This window comes from Halostagnicola kamekurae (assembly GCF_900116205.1).
Taxonomy (GTDB): Archaea; Halobacteriota; Halobacteria; order Halobacteriales; family Natrialbaceae; genus Halostagnicola; species Halostagnicola kamekurae.
Genome location: NZ_FOZS01000004.1, coordinates 266,613 through 288,477, shown reverse-complemented (window position 1 = coordinate 288,477; position 21,865 = coordinate 266,613). Strand labels below are relative to the sequence as shown.

13 protein-coding genes and 3 pseudogenes are annotated in these 21,865 nt (G+C 60.3%); 8 read left to right on the top strand and 8 right to left on the bottom strand.

Annotated elements, in window-relative coordinates:
- The first annotated feature begins 43 nt into the window (after positions 1–43).
- From BM348_RS17535 to BM348_RS17520, 4 genes are all read left to right on the top strand, one after another.
- A complete protein-coding gene (locus tag BM348_RS17535; protein ID WP_092906886.1) occupies positions 44–1,177 on the top strand; it encodes an MBL fold metallo-hydrolase in 1,134 nt (377 codons plus the stop codon).
- A gap of 113 nt (positions 1,178–1,290) precedes the next feature.
- Positions 1,291–2,208 carry a ZIP family metal transporter gene (locus BM348_RS17530; RefSeq protein ID WP_092906884.1) on the top strand — a complete coding sequence of 306 codons (918 nt, stop codon included), beginning with the start codon at positions 1,291–1,293 and terminating at the stop codon, positions 2,206–2,208.
- Positions 2,209–2,431: 223 nt separating this feature from the next.
- Positions 2,432–3,979: a dihydrolipoyl dehydrogenase gene (locus BM348_RS17525; protein WP_092906882.1), complete on the top strand. Its 1,548-nt coding sequence runs from the start codon at positions 2,432–2,434 to the stop codon at positions 3,977–3,979.
- A gap of 271 nt (positions 3,980–4,250) precedes the next feature.
- Positions 4,251–5,174 carry a TSUP family transporter gene (locus BM348_RS17520; protein ID WP_092907238.1) on the top strand — a complete coding sequence of 308 codons (924 nt, stop codon included), beginning with the start codon at positions 4,251–4,253 and terminating at the stop codon, positions 5,172–5,174.
- Between the two features lie 24 nt (positions 5,175–5,198).
- Here the strand turns inward: BM348_RS17520 and BM348_RS22470 are convergent, their stop codons facing one another.
- Both BM348_RS22470 and BM348_RS17505 read right to left on the bottom strand, forming a co-directional pair.
- A complete protein-coding gene (locus tag BM348_RS22470; RefSeq protein ID WP_092906880.1) occupies positions 5,199–5,384 on the bottom strand; it encodes a hypothetical protein in 186 nt (61 codons plus the stop codon).
- 392 nt (positions 5,385–5,776) lie between these two features.
- Positions 5,777–7,315, bottom strand: coding sequence for a stage II sporulation protein M (locus BM348_RS17505; RefSeq protein ID WP_092906875.1), 1,539 nt, complete (start codon positions 7,313–7,315; stop codon positions 5,777–5,779).
- Positions 7,316–7,503: 188 nt separating this feature from the next.
- Here BM348_RS17505 and BM348_RS17500 point away from each other — a divergent pair, with 188 nt between their 5' ends.
- The 3 genes and pseudogenes from BM348_RS17500 (at position 7,504) to BM348_RS17480 (ending at position 13,054) form a co-directional block, all read left to right on the top strand.
- A complete protein-coding gene (locus BM348_RS17500; RefSeq protein WP_092906873.1) occupies positions 7,504–8,712 on the top strand; it encodes a PQQ-like beta-propeller repeat protein in 1,209 nt (402 codons plus the stop codon).
- Between the two features lie 120 nt (positions 8,713–8,832).
- Positions 8,833–10,269 (top strand): FAD-binding oxidoreductase, encoded by a 1,437-nt coding sequence (locus tag BM348_RS17495; protein WP_092906871.1) that lies wholly within the window; start codon positions 8,833–8,835, stop codon positions 10,267–10,269.
- A 2,042-nt stretch (positions 10,270–12,311) separates the two neighbouring features.
- Positions 12,312–13,054 (top strand): annotated as a pseudogene (locus BM348_RS17480) (transposase-like zinc-binding domain-containing protein).
- Between the two features lie 54 nt (positions 13,055–13,108).
- Here the strand turns inward: BM348_RS17480 and BM348_RS17475 are convergent.
- From BM348_RS17475 to BM348_RS17445, 6 genes and pseudogenes are all read right to left on the bottom strand, one after another.
- Positions 13,109–14,725, bottom strand: coding sequence for a BCCT family transporter (locus BM348_RS17475; RefSeq protein WP_092906865.1), 1,617 nt, complete (start codon positions 14,723–14,725; stop codon positions 13,109–13,111).
- Positions 14,726–14,865: 140 nt separating this feature from the next.
- Positions 14,866–15,069, bottom strand: a pseudogene (locus tag BM348_RS17470) (IS5/IS1182 family transposase); the annotation flags it as partial.
- A gap of 105 nt (positions 15,070–15,174) precedes the next feature.
- On the bottom strand, positions 15,175–18,000 hold the full coding sequence (locus BM348_RS17465; protein ID WP_092906863.1) for a DEAD/DEAH box helicase: 2,826 nt from the start codon (positions 17,998–18,000) through the stop codon (positions 15,175–15,177).
- Between the two features lie 452 nt (positions 18,001–18,452).
- On the bottom strand, positions 18,453–18,923 hold the full coding sequence (locus BM348_RS17455; protein WP_092906861.1) for a universal stress protein: 471 nt from the start codon (positions 18,921–18,923) through the stop codon (positions 18,453–18,455).
- 85 nt (positions 18,924–19,008) lie between these two features.
- Positions 19,009–19,468, bottom strand: a pseudogene (locus BM348_RS17450) (universal stress protein).
- A 130-nt stretch (positions 19,469–19,598) separates the two neighbouring features.
- Entirely contained in the window at positions 19,599–19,886 is a 288-nt protein-coding gene (locus tag BM348_RS17445; RefSeq protein ID WP_092906859.1) for an amphi-Trp domain-containing protein, read from the bottom strand.
- 701 nt (positions 19,887–20,587) lie between these two features.
- Between BM348_RS17445 and BM348_RS17440 the strand changes: the two genes are divergently transcribed.
- Positions 20,588–21,862, top strand: coding sequence for an NRAMP family divalent metal transporter (locus BM348_RS17440; protein WP_092906857.1), 1,275 nt, complete (start codon positions 20,588–20,590; stop codon positions 21,860–21,862).
- Positions 21,863–21,865: the final 3 nt, after the last annotated feature.

The following is a 21,865-nucleotide window of genomic DNA, read 5'->3' as shown; positions in this document are numbered from 1 at the left end:
CGACCGAGATTTTAAGTATCACGGCCCAGTAGTATTGGGCATAATGAGCAATACAAAGATCGATCCGTCGGACGTCGCTCGACGACTCGAGGACGAGGAGACACCGGAGCTGTTCGTTCTCGACGTCAGAAACGAAGCCGAGTACGAGGAGTGGCAAATCGAGGGCAGCACGAACCTCCCGATCTACGACGAACTGCTCGCGTACGATTACTCCACGCTCGAGAACCGGCTGGACGAACTCCCGAAAGACACGGAAATCGCGGTCGTCTGCGTGGCGGGCGTTACGTCCGCTCGAGCCGCCGAGTTCCTCCGCGATCACGGGTTCGACGCGAAATCGATCGACGGCGGAATGAACGGCTGGGGCCGCGTCCACCGCCAGTACGATCTCGGGGACGCCACCGGGCTCGATGGGGTCGTCCAGATCGTTCGACCGGGTACGGGTTGTGTCTCGTATCTCGCCCACGACGGCGACGAGGCCGTCGTCGTCGATCCGAGCCAGTACATCGATCGGTACCTGAACGCGGCCGACGAGCGCGACCTCGAGATCGTCGGCGTCGCGGATACCCACGCACACGCCGACCACGTCTCCGGCGCGCGCCGACTCGCGGGCGAACTCGACGTTCCCTACTACCTCCACGGGGACGACGCCGGCGACCTCGAGAACGTCACCACCCTCGAGGACGGCGAGACGATCCCGGTCGGCCAGCGCGAACTCGAGGTCCTGCACACTCCGGGGCACACTCCCGGCAGCGTCTCGTTCGCGTTCGAGGACGGCATCTTCGCTGGCGATACGCTGTTCCTCCGAAGCGTCGGTCGACCCGATCTCGAGGACGGGTCCGAGGACGCCGTCCGCGAGGCCTCGAGCCAACTGTTCGACAGCCTCGATCGGCTGACCGATTTTGCGGACGACACGGTGGTGCTCCCCGGACACTTCAGCGACGAATCAGTCCGTCCGGTCGCGACCGAACTGGGCGACCTCCGAGCGGAGACGACGAACGAACTCCTCGGGTACGCCGAGGACGGCGACGAAACCGCGTTCGTCGAAACGATCGTCGAGAGCCTCGCGGACGAACCGGCGAACTACAACGAGATCAAACAGATCAACTGGGGGAGAGAGCAACCGGGTAGCGACGTCGAGGCGCTCGAACTCGGTCCGAACAACTGCGCTGCGAACTGATCTCGACGGCTGCATCGCGGGAGATCGATCAAACGGGCATCGATAGTTTTAGGTTAACCAAATAAATTTCGTATTCTAGAAAGGCTCTTTGTTGCCTTCTCCATAGTGTGCATATGGCCCTCGTGGAGAACCTCATCGTCGTATTCGTGGCCGGGCTCGCTACCGCGCTCGCGACGGGGCTCGGCGCAGTGCCCTTCTTCTTTATCGACGATTTCAGCGACCGCTGGAACGTGGGACTGTGGGGCGTCGCGTCGGGAATCATGGTGACCGTGTCCGTGCTCGGACTGGTCGACGAGGGCCTGGCGTACGCCTCAAGCGGGTTTCCCACGCTCATGGTCGCCGGATTGCTGGCGGGCGTCGCGCTCGTCGAAGTGTCCGACCGGATCCTCGAGGGAGTCGATATCGGGAGTGTAGACCGCCACGATGATCTCCAGCACGAAGTCGACGGCGGTGACGGGCAACTCGACGCCGGAAGAGCGGAAGAGTCAAACCCCGGCCCCGACGACCCGCCGCTCGAGGCCGCGGCGTTCGCCGACGGCGACCCGAAAACGCTCGTCCTCATCCTGGGGATCCTCACCGTCCACAGCTTCCCCGAGGGCGTCGCCGTTGGCGTCTCGTTCGCCGAACTCGGCCTCGAGGGAGGGCTTTCGATCCTCGGCGTGTCGATTCCCCTCCTCGCGCTGTTCATGACAGTCGCCATCTCGATACACAACGTTCCCGAGGGAACCGCCATCGCCATCCCGATGCGGGCGATGGGGCTGTCGAACTGGCGCATGGTCGGCGCGGCAATCTTCTCGAGTCTCCCCCAGCCGATCGGGGCGGTCATCGCGTTCGTCTTCGTCTCGTGGGCCGAGGCGTTCCTGCCGTTCGGCTTCGGGTTCGCCGCCGGTGCGATGGTCTATCTGGTCGCGACCGAGTTCATTCCCGAGGCGCTCGAGACGGGTGCCGCGTTGCCCCACGGCGGTCGCAACGAACTCCTCGTCGGCTTCGCGGCGGGCGTCGTTGCGATGTTACCGGTCGTTGCCGTTTAAACTCCCGTTCGTCGTTCATCAACTCGAGCACCTCTATCTCGGGGTACTCAAACCGCGGCCGATGATTGGTTCTCCGTACGAGTATTCGATAATAACTATGGCGGCGGGAATTCTGGTAAGCGCGAGCATCCTCTCTCTGTACCTCGTCGGGGGTCAGTACGCGTGGGCGAACGGTCAGTGATGCGGCGCATTGATTAAAGGAACCGCTCGTGGTCGTCCGTCTATGGACGACACCCCGACGTACGACTTCATGGTCGTCGGGTCCGGTTCCGGCCTCGACGTGGCGAGCGCGCTGGCGGACCGCGGCGAGTCGGTCGCCGTCATCGAAAAGGGACCGCTCGGCGGCACCTGTCTCAATCGCGGATGCATCCCCTCGAAACAGCTACTGTACCACGCGGAGGTGATGCAGACCGTCGAACGCGCCGACGAGTTCGGGATCCACGCCGACGTGGCGGGCGTCGACTTCGCCGACATCGTGCGCGAAGTGAACGAAGACGTCTCGAGCAGCGCCGACTCGATCCACCACGGAATCAGCGCCTCGAGTCAGCACACGCTGCTCGAGGGCGAGGCCCGGTTCGTCGACGACCGAACGCTCGAGATTATCGAGGGACCCGACGTCGGCGAGCGCGCTCGCGCCGAGACGGTTCTCGTCGCGGCGGGAACGCGGCCGTGGATTCCGCCGATCGAAGGCATCGAGGGCGTCGAATACGTCACCAGTCGCGAAGCGCTCAAGTTGGAAACGCCGCCCGACGAACTCGTGATCGTCGGCGGGGGCTACATCGCGGCCGAGCTCGCCCACTTCTTCGGCACGTTCGGGAGTGACGTCTCGATCGTGGGTCGGCGTCGCCACCTCCTCCCGGCCGCGGACGAAGCGATCGCCGCCGCGTTCACCGAACGCTACGCAGATCGTTTCGGCGTCTACACGGGCTACGAAGCCGTCGCAGCGAGCGAGGCCGACGGGGAGGTAACCGTCGAGGCCCGACCGTACCCGCCGGCGTGGGACGACGCGACGGAGCGCGACGACGCGACCGTCACCGGCGATACCCTGCTCGTCGCGGCCGGCAGGCAGCCGAACTCGGATCTGCTGAACCTCGAGGCCACTGGCGTCGAAACTGACGAGTTCGGCTACCTCGAGACCGACGAGTACCTCCGCACGACTGCCGACGGGATCTGGGCCCTCGGGGACATCGTCGGGGAGTACCTCCTGAAACACAACGCGAATCACGAGGCCGGAGCCGTCGTGCGCAACCTCCTCGGCGAGAAGTTAGAACCGGTCGACTACACCGCGATGCCGTTCGCGGTCTTCGGATCGCCGGAGGTGGCCGGTGTCGGGACGCGCGAACAGGACCTTCGCGAAGCGGACCGAACGTACGCGACCGGGACCTACCGATACGAAGATACGGCTCGAGGGCAGGCGATGAAAGCGAGCGGGTTCGTGAAGGTCATCATCGAACCGGACGGCGAAATCCTCGGCTGTCACGTCCTCGGTCCCGACGCGTCGAATCTGATCGAGGAGGTGGTCGTCGCGATGAAAGCCGGCACGGGAACCGTCTGGGACGTTCGCGAATCGGTTCACATCCACCCCGCGCTTTCCGAGGTGATCGACCGAGCGTTTTCCGGACAGTTCACTCGTCATGGACCCGATTCGGGCACAGCGCATGCCCATCACCACCACGACCATAATCACGATCGCCATCACGACCACGAGAGCGCTGATAACGGGCAGGACAGCCACGCGAGCCACGATCACGACGACCACAAGGACGCGTAATTGAGAGGACGATCGGACTCTGACGGACCAGTCTCCGGCAGTGATCCGAACTATTTTCGGTAGTAGCGGCCGTTTTATCCGCGATCGGTGACGGAGCGAGTTCACGAAATTGCCAGTCGGTGCGCCTGAGCGGCCTCGATTCGGCGGACAGTCGTCTCAGCAGCAACTCGAGCCGCGCTAAATCTCGCCGAAGCGGACACTCAAATACGGATCGGGCGGTGAACCAGTGTATCGGCGAACCATCGGCGTCTCCATTCGCTTTCGAACGAATATGAGTGCTTCTGAACCAACGGTCGACATCGAACAGTTCCTCACGAACCTGCGGGCGTTCCGCTATCGCGAGATCACCATGGTTGGGGCCACGCTGCTCGCTATAGTGGCTTCGGTCGTCCTCTTTCCGGGACTCGAGAACGTCGATCAGGGGATTCAGTCCGATCTCTCGGTCGGATTGCTCGCCGGGTTAATGCTGGTCGCCGTCGTCGGCGGCGTCGTCAAGGGGATGACCGGGTTCGGCTACTCGCTGATCATGACGCCGATTTTCGCGACGGTGATCGATCCGACCGTCACGGTCGTCGTGCTGGCGATCCCGCCGTGGATGCTCAACGCGTTCCAGATCGCCGAGACGGGAACCGGGTGGTCGTTCGTTCGCGAAGAGTGGTCGCTGCTGGTACTCGCTATCGTCGGGACCGTGATCGGCGTGATGGCGCTGGCGACGTTCAGCGCGGGGCCGCTCGTCCCGTTCGTCATCGGGCTCGTGCTGCTCGGCTACGTCGCCTTCCAGCTGGTCCAGAACTTCGTCACGGTCGAGGAAGCCCACCACCCGTTGGCGCTCGGAACCGCGGGCCTCTCGCAAGGGTTCCTGCTCGCGTTCGCGAACCTCGGCCCGCTGCTGCCGGCGTACTTCCACACCTTCGAGCGGGACGCCGAGCGGTATATCGGCGGCCTGTCGATGGTGCTGGGAACGATATTCACGGTTCGAATCGTTCAGATGGCGTTCTTTACCGACCTGCTGACGACCTACCGATTCTGGCTCGGCTCGGTGATCGCCGTCGTCACCATCGTCGGACTCCTCGGCGGCACGTATCTCCGGCGACTCGAGTTCGACGAGCGAACGTTCAACTGGTTCGTCGTCTGTCTCCTCTTCGTAATCTCGCTCAACATCTTCCGGAACACCGTGCCGGCGCTGTTTCTATAACGTGGGAAATACGCGCTGTCTCGGTTATTCGGACTTTTCCTCGAAACGCTCGAGACCTCGTTCGTTTATGCTAGTGACGATTTCCCGAACATCGCATTCGGTGAGTTCACTCTCGCTGGTGAGTTCGTCCATCATTTCGAGCCCCTCAACCCCTTCTTGAGGAGTTTGTCGCGTTACCGCGCTTCGGTTGATCTCCGAGTGATTTTCCATTTTTGCTTTGATTACCTGTCAATCCCGTAGGCTGAGAAACACTCCAACGGCGAGACAGACTGTGGCCACGAGTAATAGACCGCCACTCACAACGTCTTCAGTAACGCCAGAGACGCCCGGATCTCCCACAATCCCCAGACTATTCTGGAAGATGACCAGTTGCGCAACCAGCGCCACTCCTCCAAGTGAGATTAGACGAGATCCATTTTTCCATCTAACACTATCCATGCTGAACTATCTCTCATAGATACATTAAAAACTTACCCCTAACGACATTTCTGATTGTGACGGTTTTAGTGACAATGGAATTCGAGCGCGTGTCGTTCCAGTGGTACACGATCGCAACTTGGGTTTGCTTGGCGACTAGAGACAGGCGAATCGGCCGAACGCGACTAGAAGAACGGTTTGTAGTAGAACGGGCTGATGAATCCCTCGATAAACCCGGCGATGGCAAGCAGGACGCCGATACCGATCATGACCCAGAACGCCCGCTCGAGTTCGTCGGCGAACGCCGATCGGTCGATCGAGCCGGTCGCAGCCTTCCAAAACGCGATGCCGAGGTGAACGCCCAGTGCGCCGGCGAAGATGATCGCCGGGATCTCGAAGATACCGTGGGGGACGACGAACGCGAGTAACTCGAGGGGCGCGACCTCGAGTCGGGCAGTGATACCGAGGAAGACGCCGTTGAACGCGATCGAAAAGAGCGCCGGGATCACGAGTGCGACGCCGGAGAACGCGGTCATCAGCGCGACCATCCAGTTGTTGCCGAAGAACTCGAGGGCGGTCGTCGGCGGGAAAATGTCCTGTGTGCGAGCGGAAATCGACGCGCTGGTGATCCCCTCGAGCGGCGCGGCGAGCAGCCAGCCGCCGACGAACGTTCCGACGCCGAGGACCACGACCAGCGCGTGGATCCCAGGAGTCGACCGGATGAACCCGCCGAGTCCGGCCATGCCCCGGCGAATGCCGCCCGTAAATTGGGCACGAAGCGACGAGTCGATCGAGACCGGCGGCGCGATCCGGTCTCGGTAGCCGCCGTAGAGGGCGGTCTTCAGGAGATCGAGTACCGGGTAAACGACCATGAGCGTGATGAGGGGGACGATAGTCGCCGCGCCGATGGTCGAAATCATCGAAAGTACCGATGCGAATCCGATCAGCGCGATGAGCGAGACGACGTAGTAAAAGATCGCTTCGACCGGCGCAGATCGGATGAATCCGAGCGCGTTCGTGAGTGACCCGAACGCGGTCGTATCGTCGACGACGACGGCGACCGGTGCGAACGCGAACACCGCGCGAATCGCGAGGACCGAACAGACCCACAGGAATCCGCCGAGCAACCAGAGCGGAACCGCCAGTACTGCCGTATCAAGAACGGCGCTCGAGAGCAGCGTCATCAGCCCGATTCCGACCGCGAGGAAGACGGTCACGAGGATCCAGAACACGACCTCGAGAACGTACAACCCGAGCATCGAGAGCCAGAACCGACGCGTGCCGGCGATCCCGGCGACCATTCCTCGCTCGTCGCGCAGTCGGGCGTAACACGTCGATAGTTGACCCGCCGACGTGAGCGCGGAGAGGACGATCGTCAGCCCGATTGCGATCAGTATCGCAGCGACGATGACCAATACTGAGACCGTCCCGACCAGCGGCGAGATGGCGGATTCGATCCCCATCCAGACCTCCTCCATCCACTCGAAGAACGCGTCGGGGTTTTGCTGGGGATTCGGTGCCGCTCTCTCGATTCCCTCGAGTTCGGTTCGGATCGACGCGATCGTTCCCGTCGCCCAGAAAAAGACACCAACTGCGAGAACCGCCGAAAACAGAACGACGCGAGTGATTGCCGGAATCGCACCGCCGAGAATGTAAAACTGCAGCAGATCCCCCGGCTTGCGAAGCGATCGACCCACCGACGAGACGGCCGTTGATAGTTTCATCGCCTTGCGATCAATGTTGTAAGCACGGTCATATATTCTTGTCCATCATTACGTGGGCTGCGAAACGAACTCCAGTTACCGATTGGTACTCGTTCTCTACCGCGCGTGGGACGAATCTTTCGAGGCCCATCGGACACACCGATTCAAATGCCGAAAATAATTAGTTGGCTGGCTGATATCGACGCACAATGCCCTCCGATCGACGAACGTTTCTCCTGTTGGCCGCTGGCGGGAGCGCCTCGCTCGCCGGGTGCTCGAGCGTACTCGGATCGCCTTCGCCCGATCAACCCCCCGAGGCCGGCGTCGACGAACTCCCGGATCCGGAAACGCACGCTTTCGGTGCGAACGGGGACTGGTCGAGTTTCGGTTGCAACGCGTCGAATACGCGCGCTGTCGGCGACGGCAAAGCTCCCGTCGACGGCGTCTCCGAGCGCTGGCGAGTCGAAGTCACCCAGACGACGTACCACGCCCCCGTCGTCGCGAACGGGCTCGTCTTTCTGCTCGAGTCACTGCGGACACTTCGCGTCTTCGATGCGGGAGACGGGTCGGAGTTGTGGACGCTCGAGGGCGTTAACGCGGTTCCGGTAGTCCGCAATGGCGTCGCCTACGTTCCGGTCAAGAAAACGATGTACGCACTCAATGCCGAAACGGGCGATCAGTTGTGGGAGCGAGCGTTCGAACGACCCGGCGGCGTCGCGGGTCCATCTATGGCAGGCGGTGATCGGCTCTTGTGTGGAGTCGGCGAACACATCGTCTCGCTCGATCCCGAGGACGGCTCGATTCAGTGGGAGCGAAAACTGTTCGGACGAGTGATGAATCATCCACCGTATTTCTCGGGGTACAACGTCGCGGTTACGACCGAGGCGGGGATCGTGTATCTGCTCCAGGCTTCCGGGACAGGCCTGTGGCAGTGGGACCTTCCGTCTCCGCCGACGTGTCCGCCGACAATCGATACGGACTCGATTTACGTGTCCTGCCAGAACGGGGAGACAAACGCACTGCAGGTCAATAGCGATCGATCCTCGGACGTTCTCTGGACTGCCGACACTGGGTGGGCTGAGCGCGGAATCGCGACCGCTGGAGGCCTCGTGTTCGTGGCAAACAGTCGGGCGCTCACGGCAGTCGATGCCGACTCCGGCGAGCGCCGCTGGGAACACGACATCGGCGACTGGCGACACACGGCACCGGCCTACGGCCGTGATACAGTCTTCGTGGGCGGGGACCGCTTGTACGCGTTCGATCCCGATCCCAGCAGCGGTCTGCAGTCAGGCCCGGCGCTGCGATTCGACCGGGAGTTCGCCGGCCGCGTCGGTCCCGGCCCGGTCCTCGACGACGGCGTACTTTACGCGGTCGCCGAAATTGAAGCCGATACGTATGCGCTCTTGGCGCTCGAGTAGCCCCGAATCGAGTGTCGGATAGCGGTGGTTCGACCGGCTACCATCACGCTTCTGACTGCCGGCCGGACCGTCACGCGAATCGCGTGAATGCGTTATCGTCGCTGACGTCGTAGCTAGTTCATGGCCACGAAAACAGACTCACCCGGAGAAGTGGCGCTGGCCACCCTCCCGGCCGACGCCGTTCGATCGTTCGACGCCGCGTTCGGCGGCGATATCGTCCGCCCGGACGACTCGGAATACGATCGGGCTCGAGCGGTCTGGAACGGGATGATCGACAGGTATCCGGCCCTCGTCGCTCGCTGTTCGGGCACCGCAGACGTGGTCGCGTCCGTGCGGTTCGCCCGGGAGCACGACCTCGAGCTCGCCGTCCGCGGGGGCGGTCACAACGTCGCCGGGACGGCCGTCTGCGACGGTGGGATCGTCGCGGATCTCTCCGAAATGAACGGCGTGTACGTCGACCGCGCGGCGCGGACGGTCCGCGCCGAAGGCGGGGCGACGCTGGGCGACGTGGATCGCGAAACCCAGCTGTTTGGTCTCGCCACCGCTCTCGGGGCCGTCTCCGAGACGGGGATCGCGGGGCTGACGCTCAACGGCGGGTACGGTCACCTGACCCGGCAGTACGGACTCTCGGTAGACAACCTGCGAAGCGTCGAAATCGTGACGGCCGACGGGCGCGTTCACACCGCGAGCGCCGACGAAAACGCGGATCTCTTCTGGGTGGTCCGCGGCGGCGGCGGGAACTTCGGTATCGTCACGTCGTTCGAATACGACCTCCACGACGTCGGTCCCGAGGTGTACGCGTTTTTCGTGTGGTTCGACGAGGGCGATATCGAGGCGGTGACGGAGCGATACCTCGAGTGGACCGCAACCGCCCCCGAAGACGCGGGGGTTCTCGTCTTCACCGCTCACGTGCCCGATATCGAGGAGTTCCCCGCGGACGCTCGAGGAGCCGCCGCCGTGGCGATGCTTGGGTCGTACCGCGGCGACCTCGAGGACGCCGAGGAGGTCTTCGATCCGCTCCGGACGAGCGCGACGCCGATCGCGGACTTCAGCGGGCCGACGGAGTACGTCGACTTACAGTCGATGCTCGACGAGGACTACCCAGACGGGCTCAGGTACTACTGGAAGTCGATCTTCCTCACCGACGTCACCGACGAGGTGGTCGATATCATGGATCGCTACCTCGAGTCGGCACCCTCGGACCTCTCGACGGTCGACCTCTGGCACCTCGGCGGGGCGGTCGAAGACGTGCCCCAAGCTGCGACCGCGTTCTGGCATCGGGACAAGCCCTACATGCTCACCTTCGAGGCGAACTGGGACGAGCCCGAAGACGACGACGCGAACGTCGCCTGGGGTCGGAACGGAATCGCCGAAGCGAGGGAACTGTCGGTCGGGACGGGCAACTACGGGAACTTCCCGGGTCTGAACGAGAACCCCGCGAAATCGCTCTACGGAGACAACTACGAGCGACTGGTCGACCTGAAGACGAAGTACGATCCCGAGAACGTGTTCCGGACGAACAGCAACCTCGTTCCACGACCCGAAGATAGCCGATGACTTGAACCAGCGAGCGAGCGTCCTTACCGGACGTATTCCGGAGTCACGCACTGGATCACCGGATGGGTTTGATGACGCGGAAGTAGAACGGATTGTGGACTTCTTGTCGAAAAAGGGGGGAGTTAGGCTTTTAGAGGAGTTACAGGACGGTTCAAAGCGGTTTGTTGTGTTCGAGAAACACTGGCAGTTAGTTCTGCGACGATCCAAGACCGGATTGAAGACGCTCAGGGATTAGGATTGATTTCAGAAGATCCGGATTATACGAGCGGTGGCGGGCATAAGCGCCATCCGCTGACTCAAAGGGTCAGATCGTCACAGATGAGTTGGAGCGTACTGACTTAGCTCGTATTCGGAAGGAGATTCGGAAACTGGAATCCGAGTTCGACGACCATATGGGTGAATTCGGGACTTCGCTCGAACAGAAGACAACGGAACTCAACGAGGAGTATTAACGCCGACTCAGTGACGAGTTCTAATACTTGTTGTTAGCGCGGTTTTTCATTCAGAAATTTTTTGAAACTGTAACGGCTGAATCGGTAAGTACAGGTGCGGACTTACCAGAAGCACTCTCTACATTTAGGCCATCTCATCAGCTGATTTGGAGTGAAACAGCTACTGTGTAGGTGTATGAGCAGCCCGTGCCCCTCTATTCTAAGTTGAACTACTGTGAATCCACAGAACGTTCGAGAATTTTGAGAGCAAAATAGACGACTACACCCACGAAAAGACCCTCTATCGCTGCGTTCGCCACAGTAGATTCGATGAAAGTTAGTTCTATTAATTGAGTGATTGCTACACTAACAGCCGCAAAAAAGGCGGCGGCGAGCGCGATTTTCAGCCTAACCATATCGTAAATAGAAAACATCCACCAATGACTGTTTCGGTGGTAGATATGACTCATGACATTTCTTCCAATTGTTTCCCCGTGCTATCTACACCACCTGTACTGACCGCGACTGGGTCATAATATATCACTTGCTGAGGGTTTTAACAGAGCCAACTTGCCACATTCACACGACCCACGAACCGGGCTAATCGAGTGCGAGTACGGGTTCACGACGACTCACGTGCTCGTGTATTCACCTACAGTCAATCATATGATATATACTGCATCGATTCCACCTGACAGGAATTGTCACTCTAGTTTAGTATATACAAACTAGTGGTTTGTAGGTTTCTACATGCCGAACTTGTGCTGGATAGGGTTATCGCGAGATCGTGTCGTCGGACCCACTCACGTTGTTAAAGGGACGTCTGGGCTCTGTTGAGACCCTATTCTTCAGATGTGTTTTACCGTGAACACACGCACAATATAGATCATATCTGCCAGTCAACAACCCGGCCTCAAGGGTCGGGGTACCCGCCTCGAGCGCCGATGAAGAGCGTTGTCAGTAGTGGCACGGAGAGGGCACAGGACGGTCATCCATCAGAATCGGCGTCAGCATCGGCACCGTCAGCGTCTGCGTCAGAGCCATCCGTATCAGTGTCTCCGTCGTCACTATCGGAATCGGTATCCCCATCGTCGCCATCCGAGTCAGTGTCGGAATCGGTATCTGAGTTTGTCCCAGAGTCTGCCTGTACAGGTGGCGCTGTCGACGAGTCTGACGGCCTCCCAATGTCAGAACTGATGCTATAGAGGATGACAGGCGGACAGATGTACGCGGCAATCGCCAGTACCACAAAGAGTCGATTGACGAATATGAGTAGTCCAAATGCGGTGAGCGCCGCCGCTGAAGCCGCATGGACTGCGGTGTGAGTATATTCCCGATAATATTCCCACAACCCATGTAACCACTGTGTTGCCGATACTGACACCGTCTCAGTCGCGGTTAGGGACATATACAGAAGTTCGAGATACACGGCTAAGAACCCTCAACTAACGTTCATTGATAGGTTTACTCCCTGTATTTACCAATATTTGGCCCTGTTGGAATCCTATTGCTTCGATGCTTCGCTCTCGCGTAGGAGATTGTTGATACTGCAGAGCACTAGCTGCGGATTCGAAGAGGACAATGACACCGCGTCAACGGTGCCCGACACGAATGATTCCACTAGATGTGTTTGGGTCGGAATCGGTCGCAGCGGACCTGTTGGAGCAGGTTCGCTGGCGTGACGGTGTTCCCTGTCCTCGCTGCCTTCTGACCGGACGGTCAGAAACGACAGCTACAGAGAGCTTCAACGGATCTCTGTAAGAATTGCGACCGAACGTTCAACGACAAGACCGGCACAATCTTTGCTCATTCGAAGATTGCTCTTCGTCGGTAGTTGTAATTTACGCGTTCCTCCGGTTTAACACGAGTCTCCGACAACTACAGTGCGAAATCGAGGTAACACACAAGACCATGCACCGGCGCATCGAGCGCCCTGGCGAAGCGCTCGATGCGCCTTCCCTCGATCTGGTCGGTCCGGTCGAAATCGACGAAGTGTACGTCTCTGCCGGGAAGAGGGTCCGCGAGCGCGACCAGGAGTCGCGCTCGCGTGGCTTGTCAACGCGTAGGGGTGGTTCGTATAGCGGCGATAAGCCACCGGTTTTCATCATCGCCGACTGTGGCAGCGGACAGCGGTACGTGATCCCGGCGAAAGCCGCGGACGAATCGACGATGACGAAGTGCACGCCAACACTTGCGAGAGCCACGCGTCGCAGGTGCGACGGTGGCTCTCGCCCCACCGAGGAATCTCCAAAGACAAGTTGACACAGTATCTCAGAGCGTTCCAGCTACGTCGGGAGTTGATTCGGAAACCCGGACGAGACGCTCTCAGACACGCTGTTCGAGCCACACTGTGAAATCAACAATGTGCTACGGGTGAGCGCCTATAGTTTAATTAATCTGCCACTATTCTAATCATCCGTTGGCCGTCTCTCTGTTAACCGATTGGGCAATCTACTCCGAACACTCGACATTATTCTGTCATTAATATCGTCTGTCCCTTCCAATAGAACTGGGGCGTGGCGTTCGAGTTGAATGATCATCCCAACTAAAGCAATCAGACATAACCCGGCAGCGGGGATCCCGGCAAGGACAGTAAATGAGCGGAGCACCGAAATGCCGCCAGCAAGACTGAGTGCGATCGTCAGGGCTGCCAGCACTATACCCCATGTGATCCGGTTGAGAGTTGAGGGCGACGGCTCGCCTTTGTTGGCGATCATAGAGAAGCTAAATGTCGCCGAATCGAGGGTAGTTATGAGGAAGCTCAACACGAGGAGCAATAGGATCGCAGAAAACAGGTTAGCAAATGGAAGCAACTGCTCGAACAGGGCAAAGCTCACACCAGCTAGGCCAACTTCGGAGTATACACCTAGCAGATCAGCCTGGCCAGTGGTTTGTAACCAGAGTGCCGACCCGCCGGTTGCGACGTACCACGGTACGGTGAGCCCGAACGAGCCAAGCATCCCGGCGAACACGAGTTGTCGAAGAGTTCGCCCACGGGAGATTCGCGCCATGAACACGCCGACCATGGGCGCGAACGTGAGCCACCACGCCCAGAAGAACACTGTCCACGATCCATACCAACTGGTGGCAGCCGGTGTGAAGTACAGACTCATGCCGACGAAATCAGTCATGTATCCTTTGATTGCCTGCGCTCCGAGGTTGAGAAGAAATGACAATGGACCGAACACCAGTGCTACTGTGATGAGCACCAAGAGGACGATCACGTTCAGATTTGCAAACCGCTTGATTCCTTCCTGTATTCCGGCGGTAACCGATAGCAGGAATACCACTGTTATGAGGAGGATAAACAGCACTTCGCCGAGTGTCCCAACTTGGACTCCCCAGTTGTACGACAGGCCAGCCAAGAACTGATTGACGCCGAGTCCGAACGAGATCGTGATTCCACTCACCGAAACGACCACGGCAAGCGTATCGACTGTTTTGCCGAGCCATCCATCGACATTGTCTGTGCCGACAAATGGGGCGAGGATGACTGCGGGCCGAAACGGCATGTCTTTACGATATGCAAAGTAGGAGACGGCAATGCCGAACACCAAATACACGGACCATGCTGAGGTCCCGTAGTGGAAGATCGCGTATTGGAGTGCATTCGTCATTCCAGCCCATGTACCGACACTGGATCCGAATAATGGAGGTGGAGATTGATAATGGACCAGTGGCTCCACTGGTCCCCAGTACTCAAGACCGCCAGAGGACAGGCCTGCAGTGAAGATCATCACGAGGTATCCGGTATATGAGAGACCGGGCTCTTCATCTGGACTGCCCAACTTGATGTTCCCCCACGGTCCAAGCAAGATATACATCAAGAAACAAAACGAAAGGAAGACGAGCCAGAGGAAGAGCCAACTAACATTCGATACGACGGCGGTATTAACGGTCGCTAGGTGCGAGGCCGTCGCTTTTGGCCATGCGATAATGACTGCTGCGATGACAAGGAGGATAGACAGTGATCCGAAAAATATCGCTGAATCTGTCCCCTCTAGAGCCTCGTGTACTAGACTCATGAGTTCAAGTGAACAATCTGTCCGCCGTGCTGTGCTGTTGCGACTCTGGGATCATTTCATCGGTACCTACTCCTAGCGAGTTTTCAACCTTGCGACTCCTATATTTCTGAGAGACATTGGGGCTACTGACCGCTGCGGGGGCAATGAAGCCCCGGGTGGCTGGGGATATCAACTTCAATTGCTCTCCGAATCCGGGGCATCTCGATACGTTCGTCGAGAAGCGTCCGGTACGCCGTATTCTTCCGAATTTTGAGACAGCGACGGACGATGTGTTGATGAAGTGTGTACCGCCGTTTCGAGAACTTCGAGGAGTAAGGAGCGACAGCTCACCGAGCCAAGTGCATCGCTTGCTCAACGAACCGGAGTAACCGTGGCTTCGGGAGCTTCCATCCGGTCAGACTACTAGGCGAACTTGTAACTCTCTGAGGATTTCAACAGAGCACAATATTTCAATCCCAGAACGCCTGCGTCCGAGCGTACTGGCGCTCCTTCGAGAGGATATCCCGATAGAACTCGTCTTCGTTCTCCCGGAGTTTGTTGATGATCTGGGCCGCGTTGTGGGGCCCGACGCCTCGAGCGGCCATCGCGATCACGGCCTGCTTCCCGTGGCTCTGGACGAGGCTCGCACTCCGGTAGGCTCGTTCGGTCATCGACTCCTGTTCGTCGTCTTTCTCGGCTGCTCGAACCGCGTCGACGACCTCCTCGGCCCACGGATTCAGCGCCGCGATGCGAGTGGAGCCACACTCGGGACACTCCGGTTGGTCTCGCACGCGTCCGACCTTCGTTTTGACCTTCCACTCCGTGCAGTGGGTACAGAGCAAGATGATGCGATCGTCCTGAATCCGTTCGCGGACCGTGTTGATGACGCTCGCGTCCGCGTTTTCGGGGGCGAGCAGTTCCTTGCCCGAGGAGCGACCGCCGAGGCCGACGGGCGTTCGACCGCGAGTCGTGACCACCTCGAGCGCGCCCGACTGGATCGCCTCGAGCACTCGGCTCGCCCGGCCCACGTCGAGGTCCTCGTGGAACACCTCCCGAATCGCCTCCTCGTACATCGGCGTGTCCTCGAGCGCGGAGAGCAGGCGGTCGTTCGAGATGCGGCCCGATCCCTGCCAGCGCTTGAGCGCGCCGAACTTCGCCGAGACCTGCGAGAGCCTGAACGCGAGCGCGTCCGAGCGCTTGAGTCCCAGTTCGAGTATCGACTCGACGTGGTCAGGATCGGTCTCCTCGAGAACGTCGATCACGTCGCTGGTCGCGACCGAGCCCGGGAGTTCGAGTTCGATTCGGTAAGGGTCGGTTTCGAGGCCGACGCTCGAGCCGCTCTGCTGGCCGAGCAGCGAGGAGAGCATCCGCCCGAGCGTTTCGTTGGTCGTGTGTCCGAAGGGGGCGTTCAACACCACCGTTCGACCCTGTCGCTCGAGCACGATCCGATCCCGCGTCGGCATGACCGACTCGGTTTCGACGTGATCCTCTAGCTGCGAGAGGGCTTCCGACAGCGTGTGGTGGTCGGCGGGGTAGCGACCACCCAGTTCGCGCGCGACGTTCCCGGCGTCGGCTCCCGCCTCGAGCTGCGGACCCGCGACGCCCCGGAGCTCGCCGACCTCCTGGGCGACGTCGTAGGGGACTGGGATCTCCTGACCGATCCAGGAGGGGATCTCGCCCGCCGGGTCCTCGATCGGGCTGACTTTCACCTCGTCTTCGTCTTCGTCGATCTCGGCGATCCGCCACATCTCGCCGCGTTGGACGAAGATCTCGCCCGGCGCGGCGAAGTTGACGACGAACCGCTCGTCGAGCGTCCCGATCTGTTTGCCCGAGGCGATGTCGTGGACTTCGTAGGTCGCCTCGTCGGGGATCATCGAGAGGTTCGCGTAGACGTACTGCCAGGTTCCGCCAGTCGTCTCGATGCGATCCTCGCTCTCGTCGAACCAGACGATCCGATTGCGGTGCAGTTCCGAGAGCACGTCTCGGAACGTCTCCTCGGTGAGGTCCCGGAACGGGTAGGCTCCGCGGATCGTCTCGTAGACGTCCTCGACGAACGTCGAGCCGCGACTCTGGACGAAGCCGGGGATCTGGTTGGCGACCACGTCGAGGCTCCCCTCGTGGATCGCCGCCGGTTCGACCTCCCCCTCGCGGGCGCGTCGGGCGATCGCGAGCGCTTCAAACGTATCGTCGGGCCGAGTCGTGACGACGGTTCCGCTCGAGACCTCGTCCCGCCGGTGGCCGGCTCGACCGACCCGCTGGAGGAGCCGCGCGACCTGGCGCGGGCTCTGGTACTGGACGACGTGATCGACCCGCCCCACGTCGATCCCGAGCTCCATCGACGAGGTACAAAGCAGCGCGTCGAGCTCCCCGCGTTTGAACCGATCCTCCACGTCGATCCTGGCTTCCTTCGAGAGCGAGCCGTGGTGGACGCCGATCGGCAACTCGAGTTCGGTGAACCTCGAGCCGAGCGCTTCGGCCGTCTGTCGGGTGTTGACGAAGATGAGCGTCGATTCGTGGTCCGCAACAATGTCCCGAATCAACCGGACGTGACTCGCCGTCTCAGCGCTTGTCATGAGCTTTCCGGAGAGTCGTTCGTCTTCGTCGGTTACCTCCGGTTCGCGGACGGAGACGTCGACGTTGCTCCCGACGTCGATCTCCTGTATCGTACAGGGCTTTCCGCCCGTCAGAAACTGGCCGACTTCCCCCGGGTCGCCCACCGTCGCCGAGAGGCCGATTCGCTGCATGTCGCCGGCGAGCGCTTCAAGGCGTTCCAACCCGATCGAAAGCTGTGCGCCTCGTTTCGACGCCGCCAGTTCGTGGACCTCGTCGATCACGACGTGGGAAACGTCCTCGAGGGCCTCCCGTAGTCGCTCTCCGGTCAACATCGCCTGCAGCGTTTCGGGCGTCGTGACGAGAACGTCGGGCGGGTTTTCGGCCTGCTTGCCACGCTGGTACTGGGTCGTATCGCCGTGGCGAACGTCGACTTCGAGGTCGAGGTAGTCGCCCCACCACTCGAGTCGGTCGCGCATATCGCGGTTCAGCGCGCGGAGAGGCGTGACGTAGAGAGCGCCGAACCCCTCCGGTGGGTCCGCGACGAGGTCGTCGAAGACGGGCAACATCGCGGTCTCGGTCTTGCCACTCCCCGTAGGTGCGATGACGAGCGTGTCCTCGCCGGACGAAAGCGGCGGAATCGCGAGTCGTTGCGGTGCCGTCGGCGTCGAAAACCCGCGTTCGGAGAGCGCGTCACGAACCGTCTCGCCGAGGTGGGTAAACGCCGCGACGTCCCCGTCGATCATCGAACACGTATAGGAGCGAACGGCGGATAAGCGCCACGCTTTGGCCCCACGCAGTCAGATACGATCCGCGTGCTATCACTGGATACTGGCCGTTCTCCACGAGCGACGGACACGTAGCGTCGTGACGCGAACCGGTCCCCACACGTCGGGCGGAACGGGCAACCGCTCGAGGAGTGCCTCTCCGCGCTCGTCTCCGCGTAGCCGATCGAAGTGATCGAGCAACTCTCACCCCGTCACGCGGCTGTAGTACGTAACGTCGCTCGGGAGGGAGCCGAGACGCGCCTTGACGGCGCGAACGTCGCCGTAATACTTCCTCAACGAGTCGAGTTCGAGTCGGCCGTGACGCGGCGCGTTCACGTGCGAGACGACTTTCTGTGGCCCCTATCCGTTCCATCCGGGTCGAAAATGCGCGGGCTTGCTCGAGAAGTTGATTCGAAGTGGCCTCGAGACGGTTAGGTGTCGTCGGAACTCGACGGGTCTTCGTCGGCGTCGTCGCCACGAATGAGGGTGACGGAAGTGGGCGAGCGCTTGGCGACGTACTGAGCGACGCTGCCGAGGAAGAATCGCGTCAGGCCCCGTCGGCCGTGACTGCCCAGAACGACGTGGTCGATATCGTGATCCTCAGCGTAGGAGACGATCGTTTCCGCGGTCCCGCCGATTTCTGTTTCCGCGACTATCTCTCGGTCGTACTCGCGGGCGATCTCGTTCGCCGCGGCGATCACGTCCGATGCGACATCCTGGGATCGCTCGAACGCGTCTTCCGCGAAGAAAAGATCGTTAATCCCGTCCGCGCCGGCCCACTCCCACGGATCGTTCACGTACAGCACGCGAATCGTCGCGTCGTCGTAGGTTTCGAGCGCGTGGCCTAACGCTGCGACCGACTGCGGCGATTCGTCGAACGCGACCAGAATCGCGGTCGTCATACGGTTTCAGTCGACGAGCAACGACAAATAGCTCGGTCCCGGAAGCGAGCGTCGCGGGTCCCAACGCTACCCGATCACCGATCGCCTAGGGAACGGTCGTTACCGGCACCGACGCCTGTCTCGTTACGAACTCGGCGACGCTGCCGATCAGTACCCGCACCACGCCGGACCGACCGTGACTACCCATGACGACGTGGTCGATGTGGTTCTCCGTAACGTACCGGACGATCGTTCGAGCGGGCGGCCCCGTTTCGACCGTCGTCCCCAAAACGGTGGTTCCGAGGACGTCGGCCTCCTCTGCTCGGGTGCGCGATCGCTCGAGGAACTTCTCGCCGCGTTCGACTGCCCGATTACCGTACAACCTGTGCGTCGTAGTAACCGCCGCCCTCGGAGTCGCCGTAGACGCCTGGCCATCGGATTGACGACGTGGAGCGTCGTGATCGTCCCCCGTGATGCGCCGAGATTGCGTGGTCGAACGCCGCCCACGATTGTGGGGACCCGTCGGGCGGGACGAGTACGGGTGGGACGAGTACGTGTGTTCCCATACCAGGAGAACGCGTTGAGAACGTAAGAGCTCACTTGAGTATCGTTCGGCGCCCAACGCGGCGTCCGACGCAGGACCCGTAGTGAGATACCCCACTACTAACGCGTTCTATCAACCCCGCCGCAGTCTACTCACTCTATTTTCAGGGTTCCCGTTTCTTCATCGGCGGTCTCGCCGTTCTCGTCCCACTCGAGTTCGAACTCGATGCTCAACTCACCAGGGCCGTCGGTCGGACCTTCGCGTTCGGCTTTGACTTCGAATGTCGGCCGTTGCGACGGCTCCATGGTAATGGACTCTGTCCCCGCTTTCAGAGTTATCTTCTCTCCCCGCTCGAGCTTTTCAGCGACGCTTCGGAGGTACGATGCGATTTCGTCTCGGCTCTGTGAACTCTCGGATTCAAACAGGACTTCTTCAGGCATACACACTATCTACGCACTCAACTCTGATAAGTAATACTTCAATCTATCGCATAGATCAGTCGTTCTCTGCCGGTTGGTACGCCCCTGCTAGTTCGTTGCGCTCATCGAATCCGACGTCTGCGACCGAGTGGCGGATTGTATTCGGTCCCCTTCCTCGAGAGACAACTGGTCTCCCGCCGCGGCTAGCTCGACCGATTTCGGTTCGGTCCCTCGCGTGTAATGCACCATTCTTCATCAGCCAGATTTCGACGGATTACACCGTCTAAATCGCCGAAAATGAAGGGCCCGAATATTCCTTGAAGAATCATATTTAGATGGTTCCAAGAGAAGCGGCGTCGACAAAGTCCGTGCTAGTCGCGTCACTAGCGAAATGGTTGGTGAGCCGGAACCGGCATAACCGTTCGTCACGTCTACAGCCTCGGATTGCGTTAGCTATCGGCCTTGTAAACTGCCTTGGGGTCACAACCGAGGCTTCTCGCGGATTTGTACCTGACCCACTGGGCACTGTACTCTGGGTTATTTTATCGCCACAGGTGCTGGGAGAAAGTAGAGAGGTAGTATCGAAGAACGAGTACCCAAACACGTCCGGGCGATGAGTCACAACGTGTTTCCCTTCCCAGTTACATATCCAACTGACGCGTCGATTGCTGTGAGGTGGGGCATTGGTTTGGTAATTGTTTGATTGTCGTTTTCGATCAGCTATGAGTGTCAGACATGCTATAAATGGTGTATCGATTCCCTCGATCTCGGAGTTCTTCGAACGGTATGGACTCGCACTCGTGATGGTCGCGAGCTATTTCGGGTCGGGGTCAGTATTCATTGCAAGTTCCGCCGGAGTCAGGTTCGGGTACACACTACTGTGGGCTGTTGTCGGTGCGGTGCTCCTCGGCTTCGTGGCACAGGACATGAGCGCCCGACTCGGTATTCACGGTGACTCATTGGGCGCATTCGCCCGAGAAAAGCTCGGATCAACGCTTGCGACCGTCGTGATGATCCTGCTCTCGGTCGGCTGTGTCGCCTGGACGCTCGAACTCACCGCCGCTGTCGGGAAGGGAATCGTCGTCCTCCTCGACCTACAGGCAATTGGGTGGATACCCTTCGCCTATCTAACGGGACTCCTCGCCATTGTGATCGGCGTCCTCAGTTACGACGCTGTCGAGAAGATCATGGTCGCGATGATGTTCGCCCTCCTTCTCACGTACGTCGTCGTCGCTGGGGCGAGTAGTCCGGACCTCACCGCCGTCGTCACCGGCTTCGCTCCGACAGGGCTATCGCCGAGCTCGATGGCCCTCACCGTGAGCATCCTCGGAACGACCGCACTCTGGCCGAACTTCTTCCTCGAGTCGCGACTCGTCGAGGAGAAGGGCTGGACCGACCGCTCGGACATCCCCACGATGCGTCGGGACCTCGCGATCGGCTACACCGTCGGTGGTATCACGACCATCGCGATCGTCATTGCCGCCGCCGCGGTCCTTCGGCCGGCGGGCTACGAACAGCTTGAGACGTTCCTTACGCCCGGAAAGGCACTCGCGTCCGTCCTCGGTGAGTGGGCAATGGTCGTCTTCCTCGCAGGCACGCTCGCAGCCGCGTTCAACAGCATCATCCCCATCATGTGGGCGCCCGCCTACATGATCCCCGAGGCCATCGGCGGTGAGGTTGCCGACAGCACCCGCGTGTTCAAGGCGATCTACGTTGGTGGCGTTGCACTCGGCAGCCTCTCGCCACTCGTCCATCAGTACCTCGGGCTGAGCGTCATCGACATGATTATCCTCTTCCCGGCTTATAACGGCGTCGTTGGCCTGCCCATCACCGCCGTCCTACTGTTCTGGGCGGTCAACGACAGCGACATGATGGGCGCGTACACGAACGGCTGGAAGCTGAACGTCATCAACAGCACGCTCATCCTCCTCGCCATCTATTCGGCGTGGAGCGCCGGCCAGTTCGTCATCAACGCCATCTTTACGGGCGGGATCTAAGCC

Bases quoted from the DNA above. Each gene is read 5' to 3' on its own strand.
- BM348_RS17440 (WP_092906857.1), top strand. From the start codon at position 20,588: ATGAGTGTCAGACATGCTATAAATGGTGTATCGATTCCCTCGATCTCG.
- BM348_RS17455 (WP_092906861.1), bottom strand. From the start codon at position 18,923: ATGACGACCGCGATTCTGGTCGCGTTCGACGAATCGCCGCAGTCGGTC.
- BM348_RS17445 (WP_092906859.1), bottom strand. From the start codon at position 19,886: ATGCCTGAAGAAGTCCTGTTTGAATCCGAGAGTTCACAGAGCCGAGAC.
- BM348_RS17530 (WP_092906884.1), top strand. From the start codon at position 1,291: ATGGCCCTCGTGGAGAACCTCATCGTCGTATTCGTGGCCGGGCTCGCT.
- BM348_RS17475 (WP_092906865.1), bottom strand. From the start codon at position 14,725: ATGAGTCTAGTACACGAGGCTCTAGAGGGGACAGATTCAGCGATATTT.
- BM348_RS22470 (WP_092906880.1), bottom strand. From the start codon at position 5,384: ATGGAAAATCACTCGGAGATCAACCGAAGCGCGGTAACGCGACAAACT.
- BM348_RS17505 (WP_092906875.1), bottom strand. From the start codon at position 7,315: ATGAAACTATCAACGGCCGTCTCGTCGGTGGGTCGATCGCTTCGCAAG.
- BM348_RS17520 (WP_092907238.1), top strand. From the start codon at position 4,251: ATGAGTGCTTCTGAACCAACGGTCGACATCGAACAGTTCCTCACGAAC.
- BM348_RS17535 (WP_092906886.1), top strand. From the start codon at position 44: ATGAGCAATACAAAGATCGATCCGTCGGACGTCGCTCGACGACTCGAG.
- BM348_RS17465 (WP_092906863.1), bottom strand. From the start codon at position 18,000: ATGATCGACGGGGACGTCGCGGCGTTTACCCACCTCGGCGAGACGGTT.
- BM348_RS17500 (WP_092906873.1), top strand. From the start codon at position 7,504: ATGCCCTCCGATCGACGAACGTTTCTCCTGTTGGCCGCTGGCGGGAGC.
- BM348_RS17495 (WP_092906871.1), top strand. From the start codon at position 8,833: ATGGCCACGAAAACAGACTCACCCGGAGAAGTGGCGCTGGCCACCCTC.
- BM348_RS17525 (WP_092906882.1), top strand. From the start codon at position 2,432: ATGGACGACACCCCGACGTACGACTTCATGGTCGTCGGGTCCGGTTCC.